Source organism: Finegoldia sp. P3-F-LR, assembly GCF_052932165.1.
On the sequence record NZ_JBRFJE010000006.1, the window covers coordinates 1 to 22,686 of the forward strand.

Below are 22,686 nucleotides of genomic sequence, written 5' to 3' on the forward strand. Positions count from 1 at the left end.
ACTTACCCTATTTTTAATCTTAAACTTTAGGGTGCTTTTTCATGCTTATTTTTATTCAGTTTTTATCAATATCATTACTTATATTTTCTTTGTTTCACCTCTTGACTTTTAATAGTTAGTCTTTCTTCAAATATAACTTAGTTATATTGTAGCACATGTTATATTTGAAAGTCAAGATGTTTATACACATACATTGACTTCAACTCCTGACTTGAGCACTATCTTTAGTTCCTCATCATATACAACTACCTTATCTACAAGTTTCCTTACCAAGTCTTCATCGTAGCTTTCTATTTCCAATTCCTGATTATCTAAAAACTCTTCTAATTCCTTTAGCCTGCTTTGTTCATTCTTCTCTTCCGCTAAATCTAGAAGTATCTTTTCTTTTTCATTCCTTAATTCTTCCACTCTGCCTGCAAGGTCTGTGTAGTCTTTCTTGGCATTGGCAACTTTTAAAAGTTCTTCTTGCACTTTCAACATTTCTTTGTCTATTTCTTCTATTCCACTACTTCCATCACCTGTGATGGCTTTTTCTATATTCTCTTTTATTATTTCTTTTAATTCATTGCTTTCAGATATAAGTTTATTGATGGCTTCTACGACTGCTTCTTGTAGGTCTTCTTCCTTAATAGTTCTAGCATGGCAGGCATCTGGCCCATGGGTTACTCTTGTACAACATCTCCAAACTGTATATTTTTTCCCTCTGTTGTTCCATGCTATTCTCCTGTAAATATCTCCGCATTTAGAGCAATAGACAATACTTGAAAGGGCGTATTTGCTGGAATAAATTCTTCTTTTCCCTTTGCCACTTACCATATTAGCTCGTCTGTACATTTCTTCTCCAACTCGCATGAAGATTTCTTTAGGTATAATGGCTTCGTGGTTATTTTCTACATAATATTGAGGTGCTATTCCATCATTTTTTACTCTTTTCTTATTTAGAAAATCCACTGTATAAGTCTTTTGTAAGAGAGCATCCCCCATATATTTCTCATTAGTTAATATTTGATTGAGGTTTGACACATGCCATTTCTTATTTCCTGCTCCATTTACTATCTTATCTTTTTCAAGCCCTTCTTTTATATCTCTTAGGCTTGCTCCTTCTAAATATTCTCTGTAGATCCTTTTTATAATTTTTGCCTCTTCAGGAACGATGACAAGTTTTCCGTCTTCGTCTTTTGTATAGCCTAAGAACCTATTATGGTTTACTTGGACTTGCCCTTGTTGAAATCTATATTGAAAGCCTAACTTTACATTTTGTGATAAAGACTGACTTTCCTGTTGAGCAAGAGATGCCATAATGGTAAGGAGAACTTCTCCCTTGGCATCCATGGTGTTGATGTTTTCTTTTTCAAAATAGACTGGGATGTTGTTTTCTTTTAGTTTACGAATATACTTTAAGCAGTCTAGTGTATTTCTGGCAAACCTCGATATGGACTTTGTAATGATATAGTCGATATTTCCTTCCATGGCTTCTTCAATCATTTTGTTAAAGCCAGCTCTTTTCTTTGTGTAAGTTCCACTGATTCCTTCATCAGAAAAAACTCCCGCAAATTCCCAATCTGGATTTCTCTTTATATAATTTGTGTAATGGTCTACTTGCGTGTCATAAGAAGTTGCTTGCTCATCACTATCTGTTGATACCCTCGCATAGGCTGCCACTCTCAGTTTCTTCTTTTCTGATTCCTTGATGGAATTTCCTTTTTTCTTTTTCGCTGGTATGACTATGACCTTGTTATTCATCATCTATCACCTCGATTAAATTGTACTGGTGGCTTGCTCGTTCAAAGGGTTCTAGTGGTAAAACTCCTTCTTCTTTATATCTAAACTTACAAGGAACTTTAATAATCTCTTCTTCCTTTTCCCAAACTCGTCCCATGGCTACTGCCCTTTCCTTTAACATTTGACCTGCCTTTTCAAAACTCTCTCTATCTATTATCTTGGGATAGATTTCATTTCCTAAATATTTTTCATTAGTCAACATTCTTTTGACACTGGAGCTGTTTTTCTTCAAGCCTGCAAGGTCTGCCGACTTTATAAGGGCATTTCCAGCAAGATAGTTTTTAAAGATTTTTCTTATATTTTCCGCTTCTTTTTCTTGAATTTCTAATCTTCCGTCTCTTATGGTATAGCCATAGCATAACCTAGACATCCTTTTTCACTTCCTCTCTTAGTACAAGTCCACACTTTAAATGAAAATCAAGAGTCTCTCTATTGACAACTTGAATGTGGTCAATGATTTCTTCAAACAAGTCCCCTTCAAAGTGATCTATCATTTTACTTTTATCTAAAATTCCTATTAGTTTTTCAAGTTCTCTTATTTCTTCATCATTTCCAAGGATGGCTTTTTTACTTCTTTCCTTTTCTTTGAGTAGATAACTTTCTTCACTTGAAATTTCACTGCTTTCTTTTGCGTAAATACTTGCATCTAAAACGCCCGAAGTTATTAGTTTGCTTAGAACCTCTTTTCTTTCCTTTAGTTTTTCTAAGCCTTCTTTTATTTTATTTATCTTAGCAACTTCTCCCTTGCTGTCCACTCTCTTTAAGGATTCTAAAAGCGGTGTAAGGATACTATCTTTTCCAAAGACTAGCTTGTTTACTAAAGTCACAAATGCTAGTTTTATGTCCTTGTCTTTAATAAACTTCATGGAACACTTATGAATATCTTTTAGGTGCTCACTACAAGTCCAAGCTATATATTTTTCTTTTCCATTATAGTGATGCCTTCTTTTAAAGGTTGAACCACACTCGCCACACTTGATTTTCCCCGATAGGCTATATCTATTTTGATATCTTTTGGTGTTTTCTCCATTTCCTTTTGCTATAGCCCTTATCTTTATTAGGTCTTGTACTTTTTCAAAATCCTCTCTACTTACAATGGCTTCATGGTTATCAATAATCTTATACTGGTCTTCTTCTCCCTTATTCTTGTGTCTCTTATAACTATCGTCTGTATAAGTTTTTTGGTAGATGACATCACCTGTATATTTTTCATTTTTTAAGATGCCGTTTATAGTCGAACCATGCCAGCTTGCTCCTTTTTGTCCTTTAATCTTTCTTTTATTTAAGTCATCTGCTATTTTGTGAGTTCCCTTACCTGAGAGATACTGTTCAAATATTTCTTTTATTATTTTTCCTTCTACTTCATTCACTACCATCTTTCCGTCTATGTTCTCATAGCCATAGGGTGGGCTTGATATAATAAACGTTCCATTTTGAAATCTTTTCTTTATGGACCATTTGTTATTTTCTGATATAGACCTGGACTCACTTTCTGCAAGGGATGAAAGTATGGATAACATCAACTCGCTTTCCATTGTCCTGGTATCAATGTTTTCTTTTTCAAAATAGATACCAATATTTAGGTCAAGGAGTCTTCTTACGATTTCCAAACAATCTGTTGTGTTTCTTGCAAGTCTTGAGATGGATTTAGTTAGGATAAAGTCTATTTTCCCGTCTTCACAGTCTTTTAGCATTTTTAGAAGTCCATCCCTACATTCTTTCTTTGTTCCAGTTATGCCTTCGTCAAAGTATAGACCTGCAAAAGTATATGACTTGTTCTCTGCTATCATCTTTTCATAGTGTGCCTTTTGTGTTTTAAGACTCACAAGCTGAGCTTCCTCATCTGTCGATACTCTTGCATAGGCAGCAACTCTTAATATAGATTCTTCTTTTTGATTCGCTTCTATTTTTGTTATCTTTTTCATCCATTCAACCTCCTTTCTGCTAGTGCTATATTCCCGTACAAGTGAGTATTTATCAAGTCTTATAGCAATAATTCTGAAAGAATAGGGCTAAATTTTTTAATGTTTTCTCTTCTAATTTTTCTATATTCTTCATGGCTAATTTCATCTAAAAGAAAGAGATCCTGGATGAACTTATCTGATAGATAGAAATTAAGCTCTGCCTTTAAATCCCTTTCTGTATATTCAGTCTTTATAACTTCTTTTTCACTTTCAAGCTTTTCTACTCTCATACTCCACCTCCTATGTCACAGGCAAAGAAATTAAGGCTATTTTTAACCTTAGTTTTCTTTCCTCTATATTCCTTAGGACAAAGGAAGTGTTTTTGAGTAAAGTTTATTGCCATTAATATAAATACTGAAATAGACAGATTAAATAAAAAGAGAACAACGATAATTACTTCATGAATAATAGTAGTTTTAAAGTAATTGTCCCGCTCTTTAAAGCGTGTACTAACCCTCTCTATTTTGATGCAATTTAATTGATTGGCTTTTTAAATTAGTATCTTATGTAAATCCACACCTCTATTAAAAAGTGTTGATAGGTCAAAAAAAAAAAGAGACTAGCCTAATACCAGTCTCATTATCTATCGTTTAATCAATTATTTAATTTCCATGATTCCGCCTTAGCTTTTGCATTTATAAGGTCAGAATAAAGTCCATTATTTTTAATCAGTTCTTCGTGATTTCCACGTTCTATTATTTCTCCATCTTTTAAGACTAAGATTTTATCTGCATTTCTTATTGTCTTTAGTCTATGGGCAATCATAATTACTGTCTTATTTTTTGTTAATGATTCTATTGCTTCTTTAAGTTTATCTTCATTTTCTGGATCTATACTTGCTGTGGCTTCATCAAAGATTATGATGTCTGCATCTTTTAGCATAGCTCTTGCAATTGAGATTCTTTGTTTTTCTCCACCTGATAGACTTGCTCCACCTTCTCCAATTATAGTGTTATATCCTTCTGGTAAAGCTTCTATAAATTCATGACATCTTGCTTTTTTAGCAGCCTGAACTACTTCTTCATGGCTTGCATTTTGTTTTCCAAATTTTATATTGTTTTCAATAGTGTCTTCGAAGAGATATACATCTTGAAATACCATGGAAATAGAATTCATTAAGTTTTCTATCTTATAGTCCTTAATATTCTTTCCACCTATTAAAATTTCGCCAGAATTTACATCCCAAAATCTTGCAATAAGATTACAAAATGTGGTCTTACCAGATCCTGATGGACCAACTATGGCAGTCATGGTATTTTCTTTTATCTCTGCTGATACATTTTTTAAAATTGGTCTATCATCATAGGAAAATGATACATTTTTAAAGACTATGTTGTGATTTTTTATTGGCTCTGTAATACTTCCTTCTTTCATATCTTCCATATCATTTACATAAGAATAAGAATCTAATGCATTCTCAACCATTCTTAGCATAGCCATAGCAGAGCCAGATGTTATAAGCCCATCAAATATTACAAAACTTGCTATAAGTATCATAATAGTATTGACTATTTGACTGTTTTCAACAAAATATAATTTTATTGATATAAATAACATCAAACAAATTGTTATAGCTATTATGATTTTAGCTAATAAACTATATGGCATTATAGTTTTTTCTAAATCAAAAGAATATTTACTAGCACCATCAAAGCTTTTGTCAAGTTTTTTATTATTACTTCCTCTCAGATTGTATGATTTTATAATTTGCATTCCTTGCAATGTTGATAAGACTTCTTTGGTAAGTGATACCTGAATCTCATGAATCTTATCCGCATTTTTACTGGACTTTTTTTGCATACGAGCAACAATCAACAAAAATACAATAGACCCAACTATTGCTACAATACCTACCTTATAAGAAAACAAAAATAAGGATAAGATAAAAACAATAGCATTAAGCATGCCACCGAAAACCATAATACACAAAGTTGGAACCCAAGTCTCTACATTATCTAAGTTAGTAGTCGCAATAGTTGTTAAATTTCCTAAACTTAAACTTGAGAAGAATCCCATGGGAACTTTTTTTATTTTTTCACCTAATTCAATTCTCTTGTGTCCAGCCATAAAATATCCGGCATGTGTTTGTTTGAGCATAGAGGAATTTTTTGAAATAATTACTCCGGCTATACTAATTAATAAAAATAAACTTGATATTCCTATTGTTTTAAAGCTTATATCCTTGTTTACTATCCCAAAAATCGCATAATAAATGGCTGCAAATTGTAGAGCATTAAAAATAGAACCGAAAAAATTAGCAAAGATTGATTTTTTTATATACACTTGTTCTTCAATAGAAAAATTCCATATTTTTTTAAAAACACTAAGCATTTTCTTCTCCTTTCAAGGCAGTTTCCCAAAGATCGTGATAATCTTTTGATTCCTTCAAAAGCTCTTCATGACTTCCTTTACATGAAAGTTCTCCATTTTTAATTACAAATATATTATCTACATCTGTTATTGTCTTTAAACGATGGGCAATTATAATTAGAGTTTTCCCTTTGACCAGTTCTGATATTGCATCTTGAATTAAGGCTTCATTTTCAGGATCGATATAAGAGGTAGCCTCGTCTAAAATAACTATTGGAGCATTCTTTATCATAGCTCTTGCAATTGATATTCTTTGCCTTTCTCCTCCAGACAAATGTTTACCAGCTTCTCCTACTCTTGTATCATATCCATCTGACAACTTCATTATAAAATCATGGCAGGCTGCTTTCTTACATACTTCAATTATTTCCTCATCACTAGCATTTTTATTTCCTATTCTGATGTTATCTTTAATTGACATATCAAAAAGAAAATTATCTTGTGCTACATAGGAAATAACAGTAGATAACTTTTCAAGGGACATATCTTTAATATTTACATTTCCTATACTTATAGAACCACTATCTACATCCCAAAATCCTGAAATTAGTTTTGCAATAGTCGACTTTCCCGAACCCGATTCGCCTACTAAAGCATTCACACTTCCTTCTTCTATATTTATATTTATATTGTTTAGGACTTGCTTATCTTTTTCATAAGAAAAATCTACGTTTTTTATCTCTATATTATAATTTTTTATATCCAAATTTTCATTTTTATGAGATAATTCTCTCGCAGAAAGTATATTTTTAATCTCTTCGAAAATAGTTGACATTCTTCCAATATCATCTTCAAAAGTCATTACTCTCATAATATTTTGGATAGTCCCAAAAGAAAGGATTATCAATGTTAAAAATACACCACCATCTAGTGAACCATTCATACAGAAATATAAACCAAATGGTATAATTGTCAAAATACCAACTGGAGCAATAGACATACTTATCGCATAGTCTCTTGTATTTTCTCCCATCCAATCATAATAGTAATTTGCCTTTTTATACACATTGTCCCTGTATTTTCTATAAGATTTTTCGCCTTGATTAAATGTTTTAATAACCTCTATTCCATTTATATATTCAACCACGGAATTATTCATATCTTGGCCAATTTTAACTGCTTGTGGAAACTTTACCTTCATTCTTTTCATCGGCCCTGTCATAAAAAATCCACCAATAACTAATGGAATTAAAGATATTAAACTTAGTCTATAATCTAAAATTAACATGTAAACAAATAATATTATAGGTCCGATTAAATTAGCTGTCATCTCAGGTATCATATGAGCCAATGTTGTTTCAGTATTATCGACTTGATTTACAATTATGTCTTTTAACTTACCAGTAGATTCATTCAATATATCTCCTAATGGCATATTAAATAATTTTTCCATAAGGCTTTTTCTTATATCTCGTATTATTTTATAGGCTGTTTTATGAGAAATCATTGTTGACAAAAACATAAACACTTCTTTGATTATAAGACATGAAAGTATCAAGAAAATTTTATTTATATAGTAATAAAAATCTTGGCTACCATCAATTAATGATATAATCATCTTACTTAGAATAATATATACAAAAAGATTTGAAATTACTCCAAGTATTGCAAACAAGACAGAAATAAAATATGGTGCTTTATTTCTCTTAATGTATTTTTTTAATAGATCCATAAATTTAACTCCTTTCATCATCTTTTTTCATTACATTTATAAAATAAGTCTCTATCATTTCAGTTAGATATATCTTATTTTTTGTAAAATTCTCACGTGCATTCAAAATTTCGCAAGCCATCAATCCAGAATTCATAATATTAATCATAAATTCAAATGTTTCATCAGAAGGTAACACGTTAAACAAAGTAGAAAACAATTCTTTAAATACTTGTATGGACTCTTTTTTTATTTTCACATATAATTCTTTCAGATCATCATTTTCTTTTAACTCACATAAAAACATAACATAAAGCTTTACATAATCATTATCTGCAAGTATCTTGTCTATAATCATTCTTGAAAACAACTGTGGACTTAATATTAATCCTTCATCATAAATTGATTTTTGAATAATATCTTTTCTATTTAAATTACCTTCCATCATAATGTCGTATAAGATTTCATGCGTAGAACCATAATGATGATACAAGCCACCTCTAGAAAGCCCAGTAGCTTCCATAATGTCATTCATAACTGTATTTCTAAATCCCTTATCCAAAAAGACTTTAATAGCTGCTTGTCTAATCTGCTTTTTTCTTTCATCAGCTTCCATTTTCATTTCATAAATAACCTCCAAACCGACACTCTTGTCGGTATTATTGTATCAACTCTGATAATCATTGTCAATAGCTTCGCTTATACTTCTTTATTAATTTCTTTAAATGCGGTATAATTAATAAAACTGAATAAACGCTTAACGCTTATAACTTTAATAGCAAGCACAGTAAGTGTACGGACACTTACGAAAAAATTAATGGAGCAAACCTTTACGGAATGCTCCATTTTTTTAATTTTTACCTTGTTAGGGAGAGCCCTAAGACCCCGAAATATATTTTATAAAGGAGAATAAAATGGCAAATAGATTTAGAAATGAAAGAATAGAAATAAAACTAACCAAAGAAGAAAAAGAAGTTTTTGAAAAAAAAATGAAACTTGCTAATTGCAAAACTATGTCCCACTTTCTTAGAAAATGTGTCTTAGAAAAAGAAATTTATGTTGTAGATTTAGAACCATTCAGAAACCTACAATGGCTACTTTCAAATGCAACAAATAATATAAACCAGATTGCAAAAGCTACTAATACAACTGGTGTTATTTACAAGAATGAAATTGAATCTATGAATAAGCAGATAGAAAAATTATCAAGAGAAATATGGCAGATCCATTCCCTACTTCTTAATAAATCAAAAGAAGGTTCTGGTGATTAGTATGGCAATTACAAAAATACATCCTATAAAATCAACCCTAAATTTGGCAATAGATTATATAACTAAGAGTGAAAAAACTGATGAAAAAATCTTGGTATCTTCATTTAAATGTCACCCATCTACTGCCCATATTCAATTTATGAAAACACGAAAAAATAATGATACTAAAGGTACAGTTTTGGCTAGACATTTAATCCAATCTTTTCTACCAGGAGAGGTTGATCCTATAAAAGCTCACGAAATTGGAATGGAATTATGTAAGAAAATTTTAAAAGAAGATTATGAATTTGTTCTTGCAACTCATATAGATAGAGGACATATCCATAACCATATTATTTTTAATAACGTTAATTATAAGACTGGTAAGTGCTACCAATCTAATAAAAAATCTTACCATAAAATCAGGTATCAAAGTGACGAATTATGTAAAGAAAATAAGCTTTCAGTCATTGATGAATATTATGAAGCTTACAAAAGAAAATATAAAACTGCAGGTAAATCTTGGTACGAATATGACCTAAACAAGAAAGGAAATTCTTGGAAGTCTAAACTACAATTTGATATAGACAGAATGATTAATAAGTCTAACTCGTGGGAAGAATTTTTAGAAAATATGAAATCTCTTGATTATGAAATTAAGTTTGGTAAACACATTGCTTTTCGCCATAAAGACAAACAAAAATTTACAAGAGCAAAGACTATCAGAGAAGATTATACCTAGGAAAATTTAAAAGATTAAATTACATAAAATCAAGCTATTAAAATCTCACCTGTCAAAAAACGAATCTAAAATGTTATCAATATGAATACCAATGTCAAAGTGAAAGAAATCAAAGGCTATTAATATTGGCCAACAAAACATAACCTAAATGCAATGGCTGAGTCAGTTATTTTCATAATAGAACAAGGCATTAACACTGTCAAATAGCTTGATGAATACATCAAGAAAAGTGCTGAATAAAGACAGAACTTACAAGATAAAATCAAAGAAATTGATAAGAATATGCAGCTACTTTCTAATACGATGGAACAAATTCATACTTTTAAAAAATATCTAGCCTACTACAAAGAATATAAAGCAAAACCACCAGATAAGGCATTTTATGAGGAATATAAATTCCAAATTGTTCTATACGAAACTGCCATTTCAGAGCTTAAAAAATCCCATTCTAAGCTGCCAAATTCAAAAGATATTTTGACTAAACTTGATAAATTGCAAGAAAAAAAGAATACCCTTATGCAATGGTACTCTTCTACAAAAACTGCTATGGATGAGCTTTGTCAAATACGAAAGAACTATGGAATTTACATGTGCGGGAAGATGGAGATATAGACTATTAAATCTGCCTATTGCTTTAATAGAAATTTATGAACAGCTTCTAATGTAAATGTGTATGATAAAATTGACAAAAATATTACTATAATGCTAAGGAACATAACTGATTCAAATTGTTTTGTTTTAGCAATGAAACGACGTACTGATTGTATCGGTTTTTTCTTTTTTCTATCAATATAAACACTTATTACTCTAAGCAATAATATATAAGATATTAACTGTTGTATGACTCCTATAAATACGCCAAAAATTTTATATACCGATGCAAAAAGATTTCTTCCATCTGTTATTGTTGCACTCATTGTTTTCGCCATTTCTTTAAGATTAAGTCCATAATATAAGGTCAATGCAGAAACAACTATTGAAACTGCGATGAATTTAACTGTAATTTTTTGAACTTCTTGACTAATAGATATAACAAATAAAAATAATATGCATATCATCAGTGGAATAAGTCCAAACCACTTTAAAAACAAAGAAATATAATCTACATATTCTTTGAAAAAACTAACTACTATAGAAGCTACAAACAATCCTGCAATGAATAGCAAAAAAACATCATTGTCATTAGAATTTTCACTTCTAACACTTTCAGCTCGTCTTATTGTAGTGTAACGATAATCTGGAGATTCAATAAAAGTGGTTTTAGTAGATATTTCTATCTTCGTATTAAACAATTTTAATATGATATTTTTAATTTTAGAAGATAAAAATTTAATTTTGTTAACAAGTTTTATTATAAGTAAAATTAAAAATGATACTATTAGTCCCTTGATAATATCTTCAGGTATTGCTTTTACCAATCCCCATAACCAATATATAATTGTATCAAGCATAGTCATCACTCCCCCTAATCCTTTTCTAATATCATATCTAATAATTTATATCCTAATGCAGTAATACTAATTTTTTTAATGCATCCATTAGTTTGAATCGTTATGTTACCAAAATGCATTGCTGTTATTTCTTGATGGAATCCTTCGCAACAATATAATCTAAATAAATTAAGCATTGCCAATTCATATTCTTCTTTAGACAAACAAAGATGTTCTCGTACAACATTGCCATATACGTAAAAATTTTTGTTATACCTATGATTATTTCTATCTAAACTGGTATGAATCGCTGATAAAATACGAATTTCATTTTTAGATAGATTTTTTAATATCTCTATATACATCATTGCTATGTCTGTACGATTTTCAGAAAACTGCCAATTAGAAAGAAGATTATCCCACAAATCTTGCACTTCATCCTCTTCTTCCATAAAAGCATTACCTAATATTTCAAATAAATATTTTGGTGGCAATGGTATTTCTTTGCCAATTGAACTTCTTTTCGTTTTTTTTCTGCTCATACTTGTCAAAAAACTTTACAGAATTATTCCATCTGTAATAATTCATTTTATCTAATAAAGCCTCTCCAATTTTTGCTAAAACTCTATTATTACTATTCTGTATACTTAGCTTCCCTCCTATACCACAACTGTTAATTTCTATCTCATATATCTTATCTTGATTCTCCATATCTCTTCACCTTTTATACTTGCTATAATTTTTATAAATATTCCATACCATTCCATTTACTGTCGATAGCGTAAAAAAAACAAATACTATTCCCACTTAATTTCTTCATTAACTTTTTGGTGAATATCTACTCTATTAACAACATCAATTACATTTACTAACCAACCATTTAATGTACAACTTCTGATAAATTCATCAATTCTATTAACTCCATTCATTTCTTTGAGTGTTACAACAACACCAAACCTAACTCCTACGCCATCTTGGGGAGCTAATCGGTTATTTGTCTTTACTTCCATACCCCAGTTTTTATTTTTATAAGAGTCTTTTGGTATCATTCTTTTTGTAGCACTCTCTGCGATATACTTAACATTATCCCATTTTCTAAACTGTTTTCTGGCTTCACCTTCCAAAAGATAATTTCTTTCTCCATCTAATGTGTCTTCTGTATTCTGTTTATCACCCTTAATATCCTTGATTTTTTTATCATCTCCTATTCGACCAAAATGCAAGTTCAATTCTGTATTTGTATAGTCAACACCTTGCAATCTATCACACAATGGAAAATAACACATCGTAGCCTTAGCAATATATGGATACTTATTATCCTTTAGAGGAACTGGAAAATCGTAGTTATAAGTATTCCATTTTTCACTAATATCTGATACCACAAATTTTATTTCATCATCTTTTGTTTGAATAATATCGTTTATATGAATTGGTACAACTCCATGCCCATATAAAGCAACTTCCTCAGGAGTCGGTTTTTCATCCCACCCTCTTGCAGCATCAATAATCATGGCTTTTGCAACTTCCCTATTAAGTCCTAACACATCAATTAAATAAGATAATTTTCTCGCAATCCAAGGTGCAGCATAAGAAGTTCCGGCAACACTCGCAGCCCCTAAAGGTTCACAAACCCCAATGTACTCTTCTTCACTGCCACCATAATAGCACACATCAGGCTTTGCAAAGAAAGATAATACTAATCCTTTACGAGCATATTTAGTAGACAGACCATTCTTACTAACTGAATTTACGACTATACTATTAACAGAATCTGCCGGAGATCCTATTTTTACTATATCTGCACTTGGTTTATTTGTTCCTGCTACAACAAATATTACATTGTTTTCAAACTGAATTTTGTCTAGTGTTGCAGCTTCAGCAGAAATAAAGTTGTCATTAATTTCCTGATTACTACCAAGTGAAATATTCCATACCTTTATATCTGAATTATTTACTACAATACTCTTTATTTTCTTTATTATTGAAAATGAAGAAAATTCAGCGCCTACCGCCACTCCAAAATGCCTAACCTTAAACCTTCCACAGCCATCATCCAACCAAGGATTTAATCTTGCTCCATCAACAATAATGGAAGATACTGCCGTCCCATGATTATAATCTTTTGGATTTTTAGGTATATCTTCTGAAACCATATCATGATATTCAACCCAATCACTAAAATAAACACTTTCATCGAATAAAGTATCTATCACCCCAATTGTCGGTTCAATAGTTGGAGATGGTATAGCCACCATTTTTGTTTGATACTCATTGATAAAATCATCAGGTGATAACCTTGACAAATCAACGGTTGCCATTGAAACAAGATAAGGTGCTTTTTCAAAAAGTAGTTCTACCTGCTTTTCGTCTAGGTAAACAGTTTGATTATCTAAAATTCTGCTACTTAAAATATCTATCCCTAGTCTTTCAAATAATAATTTGGTATCTTTTCTTACGTCATACAAAGTTATAATGCTCTGCTTTACATCTATCGTAGGTAACTCTACCTCAAAAGAATCAATATATGATACATCTGCAATCACTTGTTTAAATATTGACATACTCACAGAGAAGTCTTTAAAAACTCTTGGATTGACAATATTTTTATCTTCAAATATGCTCTTATTAATCTTTCCTTCAAATTTTTGAGACAATATATTTGAAGTATCTGTAATCAACTCTATACTTTTAGTCAAATCATACTCATCAAGAAAATATGTGATGATATGTTTGCTCTTATCTCTATTAAATTTTGCTCCAACAATTGCTTCATTAGAATACGTCCCTTTAAAAAGTCCAGCAATTCGATTACTTTTCGCAACAATCTTATTATAATAAACACTAACCAAAATACCCTCAAACGGTTTTGTTTCTTTATCCCAAAATTCTTTAATCTGGATTAGTTGAGATTTTAATCTTAATAAATGCTCTGTACTGACTTCCACTCTCCCATTCATAGCTACACCACCACGCATACCATTTTTACTGGCTTGCATAAAGCGTTTCCCTTTTAATTCCAAGACATTATTCACTACCTAGTTTCTCCTTCTTTAATTTTCTTGATACTGCACTTTTAGACTCACCTTTTAATTTTTCAATTTCTCTTACAGTAAATCCTTCTTCATGAAGTTGGTTTATATCCTTTTGATCCAAACTTCCTATCAAGCTACTGTATAATCTTTTCAAATAATCATACTCAGAACCAACATCGCTAAATGCAAGTGATGTTTTTATAATGTTTTTTAATTCCCCTGGATAAGGTATTTTGTTTGCTGTCTTTAATATTTTTTTAAATAATCTTGTATCCTTGGATATTCCTTTAAAATTCTTGATGAATGAAGAAAAATAATATTCAGCAACTTCTATTAAATCCTCATCACTATACCTATTGAAATTAATGACAGCATCAAATCTCCTAATTAATGCTTTATCAAAATTTGAATATAGATTAGTTGTTGCAATAAGTACAATCTCTTTATTAAGGTCTGTTAATCTATCTAATTCTCTTAAAATTGTAGATGTTACTCTTCCCATCTCTCTAATATCATTAGAATTAATTCTATCCAGAGCGATAACGTCAATCTCATCAAATAAAACTACTATTTTATTCGCATTTGGAAGCATATTTATTTCTTTAAAGACTTTTATAATATTTTTATTGGTCTGCCCCAACTTACTATCTATCAAATTTTCAAAATCCACTCTAAAAAGAGAGCGATCCAATAATCTTGCAACATTTTTTGCTGCTTCTGTTTTTCCACTTCCCGGTAATCCTTCAAATAAAAATTTATTAATACCAACATTATGATTTACAGCATTAATAATACCTTTTATATCCTCTGTTATTTCAAGCGGTAAATTTAAAGCCTCTAAATTTCTTATTTCAACTTGCTTTAAAAACTCACTTTCAAAATCACTACTTTGTGGTGAATATAAATTTGATTCAGATATTAACCCCATAATATATTCAGATAACTGATAATCTCCTATGCTATCAAAATATCTTGCTATTGCTATAGCCTCATTTCTAAAGGAATTTTCATTCCTTTCCACATGGTATTTTATTAAATTCAAAACATTTTGTTTTTTCATATTTCTATACCTCCTATTTTCTTTATTATATCAAATATCGGGACGCATTTCTATGCTTTCGGGACAAATATTTGTATTTATATTTATATTTATATATTTGAATTTATATTGTCGTTTCTTAATAAAAAAAGAGCAGCTTTTTAAGCCACTCTTGTAGAAAGTACAAAATGAGTTAATTATATTTTTTGTGTTTCCTCATACCAGTTGCAGAACTACTCTTACATCCACGTAGTTTTTTTGAGTCTTCTTTACATATCCTTCTTCATTTTTTTCAAATAAAAAATGCTTATAAAACTGCTTAAAATGCAGGATTTCTATATTTACATCTTTTGTATCAACGCTATAGCTTCCACGTGGCTTGAGAGGATAGAATGAATGTCATTTGAGTGTGTCCGTTCTCGGGAACATATCCACTGCGTTTTTGGAGCTATCGGTAGACGGGAACATATCAATACACCTCATGGATTATTATTTTAGAATGGATTTTAAGTAATCTAATAAATCTGATTTAGTTAGAGGCTCTGCATGACTTAAAATACAATACTTACAGTCGAAACTTTCTATCAAATTTGTTAATGACATTAATTTTTCTTTATCCATATACCCATCATTGTAGAAATCCTCGCTTGTTGAATCTCCCAAGAACAATATTTTTTCCTCAGGAATATAGATAAGCACCGTATCTTCCGAATGGGGTGAAACCGTATGAAAAATCATTGCGGTTATTCCACCGAGATTAAGGGTAAGCTCTTTTTCAAATTGGATATCCGATAGAACGGCAATAATTCTTTTATTATCTACATATTCTCTAGCTAGGCACTCATCATCATTTATCAAAAATTTTATATATGCACTGTCAGATAGTTTGGCTCTTTCCTGTTTCAAAAACTCGTTGGTTTTATGGTGTGCAATGGACAATCCGTGAATTTTATGCATTCCAAAGGTATGGTCCCAGTGCCAATGAGTGATGACAGTAAAATCTGGCTTCTTTAGGTCCTCGATTTCTAGGGATTTATAAAATTCATCAACATGGTCTGCTGAATTTCCTGCATCAATGGCAAGTGCAATTTTATCTCCATTTAAGTATGCCAACATAGGCCTATCAGTTTCTGGTTGATGTGGATAATAAAAGACCCTGCTAGTTATCTTTTTCAGTTCCATTTGCCATCCCACCTTTCTGGTAATAAATCTTTCAGCAACACTTCTTCCATTTCAGGTAATACAATTTGGGTCTCTATATTTTGATTATCTATCTGTGCAATAAACTCTCTGCACCTTCCACATGGTGGAAGTATACTCCCATCTTCAAATACAGCGATAATCCTTTTGATTGCAGTTTCATTGTTCTTTACCATTTCAGCAATAGCTGACTGTTCAGCGCATAAGCCAATAGAACAGGGCAAGTCAATGCATATTCCTGTAAAGATGTTACCGCTATTTGTCTCCAACGCGCACGCAACATGCCCTGAAGTTCCAAAGTTCCGTAACTTTTTATGATTAATTATACTAAAAGCAATTTGATATAATTCTTGTTTATTCATTTTCTTCTCCAATATTATTTAGCTTAATAATACGTTATTCTTTTTTCAAAACACTAAGTTATTCAGTTCACCATCAAGAACTTTTATAGTTTCATTTCTTTCCTTATCCTCTTGATTGTCATATAAAAGTTGTTCAATAAACTCCCATATATCTTCTAGTTTACGTCTAATATGATAGAATAACAAAGCATCCGTATTGATTAAAAAATCTTTGTGTAATTTCAGGTATATGTTCATAAATACATCATAATATGGCTTATCAACAAAAAACATGAGATCAGCTTTTACTGGAGCCAATTTCAAGCCTTCCCAGTCAATTAGAACTAACTGCTCATCCCGTTGCATCAAGTTCCAATTATGAATATCTGTATGGCATAGGGCCATTTTAGGATTACTTCGTCTTAGAATCTCCGACAGTCCTTCAACTCTGTCAATAGATTGTTCAAGGGGTTTTATGTGTGCCCCAAGCAAGCATTTTAAGTCCATGGGAAGACTGGCGCATTCTTTACGCAATACTTGTTTTAGCTGTTTCAGAAATGGCAAACTAAAATCTTCCCTAATTAGTTGCACATATACCTACTATATCAATAAATTTTGAGTTATCATTGACTATATTAGTTGCTATTATCAGAATAGTCGTCGATAACTATATTTTCGTGCAAATATGCAAATAAGTAAAATGATAGTTATGTTATATCATAATAATTGAAAATAATAGAATGCATTTTTCAATGTAATAAGATTAAGCGTTCTCTTAAAGTTAGAGAACGCTTAATTATTTTTAATTTATTGAAATAATTTGTAACTATTGAAAACAGACAAAAATTGTTCATTGGATAATTTATCAAGATCAGTAATATTCGCATGCTTCAGCACCTGTCTTAATTGATTTTTAGTAAAAAGAACATGATATTCCCTGTTTACCCATTTATAAACGAAAAATCTATACTTTTTGTAGTCCTTCTTTAAAATAAATGGTTTATGCCTTTCAAGTACAATCAATACAGAATCTACATTAGGCTTAGGGTGAAAATATGCTCGTGGCACTTTTTTAAGAATTTTTATATCCATTTCCACCATTAACAGCAAACCTAAAGCTCGTTGGGTATTTTGCAACCTTTTAGCAAATCCCCTCTCTACAATAAGGTAGCTATATTTCGCTTGACTATCAAAAGCAATCTTTTTTACAATATCAGTACTAATATTGTAGGGAATATTACCAAATATTTTATAGTCTGTATTTTTAGGAAAGCTAAACTTCAAAATATCCTCATGAATAACTTTTATATTCTGAAAAGGTTCAACTGCTTTTTTCGTGGCATGACATAAACCTTCATCAATCTCTATAGCATTCACCCGTTGACTCATTTCCACAAGTTCCTTGGTAAAATGTCCTTTTCCTGACCCAATTTCTATTATTTTATCTTGTTTATTGATATTCGTATATTTTAATATTTCCTTTACATGCTTTTTAGATGTAATGAAATTTTGCGTATTTTTCGGGTTTTTCTGTTTCATTATAACCTTCTCCTTGCCGGTTATAATGAACTAATCTTAAGAGCTCATTATAACCAATTATTTTTGGTTTGGTTGATAATTAAATCTCTCAATAACAAATATAGAAAACATACCCATACCTTTACCTCCTTTAATTTTTTTCATTATAAATGAGATAAAGTAATATCTACTACTGCAATACATGTACACATATTTAACTCCTCCTTATGCAACTGATTATATCACTTTTAATTTCTCTATTCAATAAAGTTCTGTGCTAATCTACCTCACCCTATGGATTTTTAATACCGAAACATCAAATGTCATCTGTCAAATGCCCTATTTAAAAGGGTCAAAAAACGGTATTTTTTAGCCTGTTTTTGACCCAATTTTCGTACTCAAACCACTACATGTTGTGGTTGACTCCTATTATTCCTTGTCCAAACCACAATACGTCATCAGAATTGCTGCTTCAACGTGGTTCGCATTGTTAAGAGGCGTGTCGGGTGCTGTTAGTTATATTGTATATTTACTTTTTATCCTTGTCAATTTCAACCTCAAGTCCAGATTTAAACACTACTTTTAAATTTTCTTCATAAATTACTATCTTATCTATAAGTTTCCTCACCAATTCTTCATCATAACTTTCTATTTCTAATTCTTGATTGTCTAAAAACTCTTCTAATTCCTTTAGCCTGCTTTGTTCATTCTTCTCTTCCGCCATTTCAAGGAGTATCTTTTCTTTTTCATTTCTTAACTCTTCCACCCTTTCTACAAGGTCTGTGTAATCTTTCTTGGCATTAGCTACTTTTAAAAGCTCTTCTTGCACTTTCAACATTTCTTTATCTATTTCTTCTATCTGGCCACTTCCATCACCTGTGATGGCTTTTTCTATATTTTCTTTTATTATTTCTTTTAATTCATTGCTTTCAGATATAAGCTGATTGATGGCTTTTACAACTGCTTCTTGTAGGTCGTCTTCTTTAATAGTTCTTGCATGGCAGGCATCTGGTCCATGGGTTACTCTTGTGCAACATCTCCAAACAGTATATTTCTTTCCCCTGTTATTCCAAGCAATTCTTCTGTAAATATCCCCACATTCAGAGCAATAGACAATGCTTGAAAGTGCGTATTTGCTGGAATAAATTCTTCTTTTCCCTTTGCCACTTACCATATTAGATCGTCTGTACATTTCTTCTCCAACTCGCATGAAGATTTCTTTTGGTATGATGGCTTCATGGCTATTTTCTACATAATATTGAGGTGCTATTCCATCATTCTTTACCCTTTTCTTATTTAGAAAATCTACGGTGTATGTTTTTTGTAAGAGGGCATCCCCCATATATTTCTCATTAGTTAATATTTGATTGAGGTTCGATACATGCCACTTCTTATTTCCTGCTCCATTTACTATCTTGTCTTTTTCAAGTCCTACCTTTATATCTCGTAGGCTTGCTCCTTCCAAGTATTCTCTGTAGATCCTTTTTATAATTTTTGCTTCTTCAGGAACTATGACAAGTTTTCCGTCTTCGTCTTTTGTGTAGCCTAAAAACCTATTATGATTTACTTGGACTTGCCCTTGTTGAAATCTATATTGAAATCCTAACTTTACATTTTGTGATAAGGACTGACTTTCCTGTTGTGCAAGAGATGCCATAATGGTAAGGAGAACTTCTCCCTTGGCATCCATGGTGTTGATGTTTTCTTTTTCAAAATAGACTGGGATGTTGTTTTCTTTTAGTTTACGAATATATTTTAAGCAGTCTAGGGTGTTTCTGGCAAACCTCGATATGGATTTAGTAATGATGTAGTCAATATTTCCTTCCATGGCTTCTTCAATCATTTTATTAAAGCCAGCTCTTTTCTTAGTATATGTTCCACTGATTCCTTCATCAGAAAAAACTCCTGCAAATTCCCAATCTGGATTTCTCTTAATATAATTTGTGTAGTGGTCTATTTGAGTGTCATAAGAAGTTGCCTGTTCATCGCTGTCTGTCGATACCCTTGCATAGGCAGCTACTCTTAGTTTCTTCTTTTCTGATTCCTTGATGGAATTTCCTTTTTTCTTCTTAGCTGGTATGACTATAACCTTGCTATTCATCATCTATCACCTCGATTAAATTGTACTGGTGCCTTGCTCGTTCAAAGGGATTTAGTGGTAAAGCTCCTTCCTCTTTATATCTAAACTTGCAGGGAACTTTAATAATTTCTTCTTCCTTTTCCCAAACTCGTCCCATAGCTACTGCCCTTTCCTTTAACATTTGTCCTGCCTTTTCAAAACTTTCTCTATCTATTAACTTGGGATAGATATCATTTCCTAAGTACTTTTTATTGGTTAGGATTCTTTTAACGCTGGAGTTATTTTTCTGTAATCCTGCAAGTTCTGCCGACTTTATAAGGGCATTTCCAGCAAGATAGTTTTTAAAGATTTTTCTTATATTTTCCGCTTCTTTTTCTTGAATTTCTAATCTTCCGTCTCTTATGGTATAGCCATAGCATAACCTAGACATCCTTTTTCACTTCCTCTCTTAGTACAAGTCCACACTTTAAATGAAAATCAAGAGTCTCTCTATTGACAACTTGAATGTGGTCAATGATTTCTTCAAACAAGTCCCCTTCAAAGTGATCTATCATTTTACTTTTATCTAAAATTCCTATTAGTTTTTCAAGTTCTCTTATTTCTTCATCATTTCCAAGGATGGCTTTTTTACTTCTTTCCTTTTCTTTGAGTAGATAACTTTCTTCACTTGAAATTTCACTGCTTTCTTTTGCGTAAATACTTGCATCTAAAACGCCCGAAGTTATTAGTTTGCTTAGAACCTCTTTTCTTTCCTTTAGTTTTTCTAAGCCTTCTTTTATTTTATTTATCTTAGCAACTTCTCCCTTGCTGTCCACACTCTTTAAGGATTCTAAAAGCGGTGTAAGGATACTATCTTTTCCAAAGATTAGCTTGTTAACTAAAGTTACAAAAGCTAGTTTTATGTCCTTGTCTTTAATAAACTTCATAGAACACTTATTAATATCTTTTAGGTGTTCCCTACAAGTCCAAGCTATATATTTATCTTTGCCATTATAGTGATGTCTTCTTTTAAAGCTTGAACCACACTCGCCACACTTTATTTTCCCCGATAGGCTATATCTATTTTGATATCTTTTGGTGTTTTTCCCATTTCCTTTTGCTATAGCTCTAAGCCTTATTAATTCTTGTACTTTGCCAAAGTCCTCTCTACTTACTATGGCTTCATGGTTGTCTATTATCTTATACTGGTCTTCTTCTCCATTGTTTTTATGTCTCTTGTAAGTATCGTCTGTATAGGTCTTTTGGTAGATGACATCGCCTATATATTTTTCATTTTTTAAGATTCCATTTATAGTTGACCCATTCCAGCTTGCTCCTTTTTGTCCTTTAATCTTTCTTTTATTTAGGTTATCTGCTATTTTGTGAGTTCCCTTACCTGAGAGATACTGTTCAAATATTTCTTTTATTATTTTTCCTTCTTCTTCATTCACTACCATCTTTCCGTCTATATTCTCATAGCCATAGGGTGGGCTTGATATGATAAAAGTTCCATTTTGAAATCTCTTCTTTATGGACCACTTATTATTTTCTGAAATAGACCTGGACTCACTTTCTGCAAGGGATGAAAGTATGGATAACATCAACTCGCTTTCCATGGTTCTTGTATCAATGTTTTCTTTTTCAAAATAGATACCAATGTTTAAATCAAGGAGTCTTCTTACGATTTCCAAACAATCTGTCGTGTTTCTTGCAAGCCTTGAGATGGATTTGGTTAGGATAAAATCTATTTTTCCGTCTTCACAGTCTTTTAGCATTTTTAGAAGACCATCTCTACATTCTTTCTTGGTTCCAGTGATGCCTTCATCAAAGTATAAACCTGCAAAAGTATATGAATTGTTCTCTGCTATCATCTTTTCGTAGTGTGCCTTTTGCGTTTTAAGACTCACAAGCTGAGCATCTTCATCTGTCGATACTCTTGCATAGGCAGCAACTCTTAATATGGATCCTTCTTTTTGATTTGCTTCTATTTTTGTTATCTTTTTCATCCATTCAACCTCCTTTCTGCTAGTGCTATATTCCCGTACAAGTGAGTATTTATCAAGTCTTATAGCAATAATTCTGAAAGAATAGGTTTGAATTTTTTTATGTTTTCTCTCCTGATTTTCCTATATTCTTCAAGGCTAATTTCATCTAAAAGAAAGAGATCTTGAATGAATTTATCCGATAGATAGAAATTAAGCTCTGCCTTTAAATCTCTTTCAGTGTATTCAGTTTTTATAACTTCTTTTTCAACTTCAAACTTTTCTACTCTCATACTCCACCTCCTATATCACAGGCAAAGAAATTA

The 22,686-nt window shown here is 31.4% G+C and carries 22 protein-coding genes and 1 pseudogene; 2 read left to right on the forward strand and 21 right to left on the reverse strand.

The window, feature by feature from the left end; all coding sequences use genetic code 11:
* Positions 1 to 180 precede the first annotated feature (180 nt).
* The 7 genes from ACU68U_RS03455 to ACU68U_RS03485 all read right to left on the reverse strand — a co-directional run bounded on the left by ACU68U_RS03455 (position 181) and on the right by ACU68U_RS03485 (position 8,389).
* Positions 181 to 1,743, reverse strand: coding sequence for a recombinase family protein (locus tag ACU68U_RS03455; RefSeq protein WP_004835127.1), 1,563 nt, complete (start codon positions 1,741 to 1,743; stop codon positions 181 to 183).
* Positions 1,736 to 2,152 carry a recombinase family protein gene (locus ACU68U_RS03460; RefSeq protein WP_446762766.1) on the reverse strand — a complete coding sequence of 139 codons (417 nt, stop codon included), beginning with the start codon at positions 2,150 to 2,152 and terminating at the stop codon, positions 1,736 to 1,738. The genes ACU68U_RS03455 and ACU68U_RS03460 overlap by 8 nt, the downstream gene beginning before the upstream one ends.
* Positions 2,145 to 3,707 carry a recombinase family protein gene (locus tag ACU68U_RS03465; protein ID WP_446762767.1) on the reverse strand — a complete coding sequence of 521 codons (1,563 nt, stop codon included), beginning with the start codon at positions 3,705 to 3,707 and terminating at the stop codon, positions 2,145 to 2,147. The genes ACU68U_RS03460 and ACU68U_RS03465 overlap by 8 nt, the downstream gene beginning before the upstream one ends.
* A gap of 59 nt (positions 3,708 to 3,766) precedes the next feature.
* Positions 3,767 to 3,976: an SHOCT domain-containing protein gene (locus ACU68U_RS03470; RefSeq protein ID WP_002834854.1), complete on the reverse strand. Its 210-nt coding sequence runs from the start codon at positions 3,974 to 3,976 to the stop codon at positions 3,767 to 3,769.
* Positions 3,977 to 4,340: 364 nt separating this feature from the next.
* Positions 4,341 to 6,077 (reverse strand): ABC transporter ATP-binding protein, encoded by a 1,737-nt coding sequence (locus ACU68U_RS03475; RefSeq protein ID WP_002834855.1) that lies wholly within the window; start codon positions 6,075 to 6,077, stop codon positions 4,341 to 4,343.
* Positions 6,070 to 7,788: an ABC transporter ATP-binding protein gene (locus ACU68U_RS03480; RefSeq protein WP_446762768.1), complete on the reverse strand. Its 1,719-nt coding sequence runs from the start codon at positions 7,786 to 7,788 to the stop codon at positions 6,070 to 6,072. Before ACU68U_RS03480 ends, ACU68U_RS03475 begins: the two co-directional genes overlap by 8 nt.
* Positions 7,789 to 7,792: 4 nt before the next feature.
* The gene (locus tag ACU68U_RS03485; protein ID WP_004827281.1) at positions 7,793 to 8,389 is read right to left on the reverse strand and encodes a TetR/AcrR family transcriptional regulator; all 597 of its coding nucleotides are present in this window, start codon (positions 8,387 to 8,389) and stop codon (positions 7,793 to 7,795) included.
* Between the two features lie 292 nt (positions 8,390 to 8,681).
* Here ACU68U_RS03485 and ACU68U_RS03490 point away from each other — a divergent pair, with 292 nt between their 5' ends.
* Positions 8,682 to 9,038 carry a plasmid mobilization protein gene (locus ACU68U_RS03490; RefSeq protein ID WP_036755837.1) on the forward strand — a complete coding sequence of 119 codons (357 nt, stop codon included), beginning with the start codon at positions 8,682 to 8,684 and terminating at the stop codon, positions 9,036 to 9,038.
* Position 9,039: 1 nt separating this feature from the next.
* A pseudogene (locus ACU68U_RS03495) lies at positions 9,040 to 10,371 on the forward strand (relaxase/mobilization nuclease domain-containing protein).
* Between the two features lie 14 nt (positions 10,372 to 10,385).
* On the opposite strand, the gene ACU68U_RS03500 reads toward ACU68U_RS03495, so the two are convergent.
* The 14 genes from ACU68U_RS03500 to ACU68U_RS03565 all read right to left on the reverse strand — a co-directional run bounded on the left by ACU68U_RS03500 (position 10,386) and on the right by ACU68U_RS03565 (position 22,653).
* Entirely contained in the window at positions 10,386 to 11,216 is an 831-nt protein-coding gene (locus ACU68U_RS03500) for a hypothetical protein (protein WP_241673573.1), read from the reverse strand.
* Positions 11,217 to 11,224: 8 nt separating this feature from the next.
* The gene (locus tag ACU68U_RS03505; RefSeq protein ID WP_154275595.1) at positions 11,225 to 11,641 is read right to left on the reverse strand and encodes an Abi-alpha family protein; all 417 of its coding nucleotides are present in this window, start codon (positions 11,639 to 11,641) and stop codon (positions 11,225 to 11,227) included.
* A gap of 19 nt (positions 11,642 to 11,660) precedes the next feature.
* Positions 11,661 to 11,900 (reverse strand): hypothetical protein, encoded by a 240-nt coding sequence (locus ACU68U_RS03510; RefSeq protein WP_154275594.1) that lies wholly within the window; start codon positions 11,898 to 11,900, stop codon positions 11,661 to 11,663.
* An 86-nt stretch (positions 11,901 to 11,986) separates the two neighbouring features.
* Positions 11,987 to 14,221, reverse strand: a complete 2,235-nt coding sequence (locus ACU68U_RS03515; protein ID WP_156850259.1) for a S8 family serine peptidase — start codon at positions 14,219 to 14,221, stop codon at positions 11,987 to 11,989.
* On the reverse strand, positions 14,214 to 15,281 hold the full coding sequence (locus ACU68U_RS03520; RefSeq protein ID WP_154272871.1) for an ATP-binding protein: 1,068 nt from the start codon (positions 15,279 to 15,281) through the stop codon (positions 14,214 to 14,216). Before ACU68U_RS03520 ends, ACU68U_RS03515 begins: the two co-directional genes overlap by 8 nt.
* Before the next feature lie 468 nt (positions 15,282 to 15,749).
* Positions 15,750 to 16,442, reverse strand: a complete 693-nt coding sequence (locus tag ACU68U_RS03525; RefSeq protein ID WP_019108018.1) for an MBL fold metallo-hydrolase — start codon at positions 16,440 to 16,442, stop codon at positions 15,750 to 15,752.
* Entirely contained in the window at positions 16,433 to 16,822 is a 390-nt protein-coding gene (locus tag ACU68U_RS03530) for a cytidine deaminase family protein (protein WP_001041171.1), read from the reverse strand. Before ACU68U_RS03530 ends, ACU68U_RS03525 begins: the two co-directional genes overlap by 10 nt.
* Before the next feature lie 45 nt (positions 16,823 to 16,867).
* Positions 16,868 to 17,392, reverse strand: a complete 525-nt coding sequence (locus ACU68U_RS03535; RefSeq protein WP_001176020.1) for a phosphotransferase — start codon at positions 17,390 to 17,392, stop codon at positions 16,868 to 16,870.
* 216 nt (positions 17,393 to 17,608) lie between these two features.
* On the reverse strand, positions 17,609 to 18,340 hold the full coding sequence (erm(A), locus tag ACU68U_RS03540) for a 23S rRNA (adenine(2058)-N(6))-methyltransferase Erm(A) (protein ID WP_019108019.1): 732 nt from the start codon (positions 18,338 to 18,340) through the stop codon (positions 17,609 to 17,611).
* Positions 18,341 to 18,397: 57 nt separating this feature from the next.
* A complete protein-coding gene (locus tag ACU68U_RS03545; RefSeq protein ID WP_135100604.1) occupies positions 18,398 to 18,523 on the reverse strand; it encodes an erythromycin resistance leader peptide in 126 nt (41 codons plus the stop codon).
* A 325-nt stretch (positions 18,524 to 18,848) separates the two neighbouring features.
* Positions 18,849 to 20,420, reverse strand: a complete 1,572-nt coding sequence (locus tag ACU68U_RS03550; RefSeq protein ID WP_071027528.1) for a recombinase family protein — start codon at positions 20,418 to 20,420, stop codon at positions 18,849 to 18,851.
* Positions 20,413 to 20,829, reverse strand: a complete 417-nt coding sequence (locus ACU68U_RS03555; RefSeq protein WP_446755558.1) for a recombinase family protein — start codon at positions 20,827 to 20,829, stop codon at positions 20,413 to 20,415. Before ACU68U_RS03555 ends, ACU68U_RS03550 begins: the two co-directional genes overlap by 8 nt.
* Positions 20,822 to 22,384: a recombinase family protein gene (locus ACU68U_RS03560; protein WP_446762769.1), complete on the reverse strand. Its 1,563-nt coding sequence runs from the start codon at positions 22,382 to 22,384 to the stop codon at positions 20,822 to 20,824. The genes ACU68U_RS03555 and ACU68U_RS03560 overlap by 8 nt, the downstream gene beginning before the upstream one ends.
* Positions 22,385 to 22,443: 59 nt before the next feature.
* Positions 22,444 to 22,653: an SHOCT domain-containing protein gene (locus ACU68U_RS03565; protein ID WP_144398624.1), complete on the reverse strand. Its 210-nt coding sequence runs from the start codon at positions 22,651 to 22,653 to the stop codon at positions 22,444 to 22,446.
* Positions 22,654 to 22,686: the final 33 nt, after the last annotated feature.

Excerpts from the sequence above, each read along its gene's own strand:
- ACU68U_RS03455 (WP_004835127.1), bottom strand. The coding sequence starts at position 1,743 with ATGAATAACAAGGTCATAGTCATACCAGCGAAAAAGAAAAAAGGAAAT.
- ACU68U_RS03460 (WP_446762766.1), bottom strand. The coding sequence starts at position 2,152 with ATGTCTAGGTTATGCTATGGCTATACCATAAGAGACGGAAGATTAGAA.
- ACU68U_RS03465 (WP_446762767.1), bottom strand. The coding sequence starts at position 3,707 with ATGAAAAAGATAACAAAAATAGAAGCGAATCAAAAAGAAGAATCTATA.
- ACU68U_RS03470 (WP_002834854.1), bottom strand. The coding sequence starts at position 3,976 with ATGAGAGTAGAAAAGCTTGAAAGTGAAAAAGAAGTTATAAAGACTGAA.
- ACU68U_RS03475 (WP_002834855.1), bottom strand. The coding sequence starts at position 6,077 with ATGCTTAGTGTTTTTAAAAAAATATGGAATTTTTCTATTGAAGAACAA.
- ACU68U_RS03480 (WP_446762768.1), bottom strand. The coding sequence starts at position 7,788 with ATGGATCTATTAAAAAAATACATTAAGAGAAATAAAGCACCATATTTT.
- ACU68U_RS03485 (WP_004827281.1), bottom strand. The coding sequence starts at position 8,389 with ATGAAAATGGAAGCTGATGAAAGAAAAAAGCAGATTAGACAAGCAGCT.
- ACU68U_RS03490 (WP_036755837.1), top strand. The coding sequence starts at position 8,682 with ATGGCAAATAGATTTAGAAATGAAAGAATAGAAATAAAACTAACCAAA.
- ACU68U_RS03500 (WP_241673573.1), bottom strand. The coding sequence starts at position 11,216 with ATGACTATGCTTGATACAATTATATATTGGTTATGGGGATTGGTAAAA.
- ACU68U_RS03505 (WP_154275595.1), bottom strand. The coding sequence starts at position 11,641 with ATGGAAGAAGAGGATGAAGTGCAAGATTTGTGGGATAATCTTCTTTCT.
- ACU68U_RS03510 (WP_154275594.1), bottom strand. The coding sequence starts at position 11,900 with ATGGAGAATCAAGATAAGATATATGAGATAGAAATTAACAGTTGTGGT.
- ACU68U_RS03520 (WP_154272871.1), bottom strand. The coding sequence starts at position 15,281 with ATGAAAAAACAAAATGTTTTGAATTTAATAAAATACCATGTGGAAAGG.
- ACU68U_RS03525 (WP_019108018.1), bottom strand. The coding sequence starts at position 16,442 with ATGGAACTGAAAAAGATAACTAGCAGGGTCTTTTATTATCCACATCAA.
- ACU68U_RS03530 (WP_001041171.1), bottom strand. The coding sequence starts at position 16,822 with ATGAATAAACAAGAATTATATCAAATTGCTTTTAGTATAATTAATCAT.
- ACU68U_RS03545 (WP_135100604.1), bottom strand. The coding sequence starts at position 18,523 with ATGTATTGCAGTAGTAGATATTACTTTATCTCATTTATAATGAAAAAA.
- ACU68U_RS03550 (WP_071027528.1), bottom strand. The coding sequence starts at position 20,420 with ATGAATAGCAAGGTTATAGTCATACCAGCTAAGAAGAAAAAAGGAAAT.
- ACU68U_RS03555 (WP_446755558.1), bottom strand. The coding sequence starts at position 20,829 with ATGTCTAGGTTATGCTATGGCTATACCATAAGAGACGGAAGATTAGAA.
- ACU68U_RS03560 (WP_446762769.1), bottom strand. The coding sequence starts at position 22,384 with ATGAAAAAGATAACAAAAATAGAAGCAAATCAAAAAGAAGGATCCATA.
- ACU68U_RS03565 (WP_144398624.1), bottom strand. The coding sequence starts at position 22,653 with ATGAGAGTAGAAAAGTTTGAAGTTGAAAAAGAAGTTATAAAAACTGAA.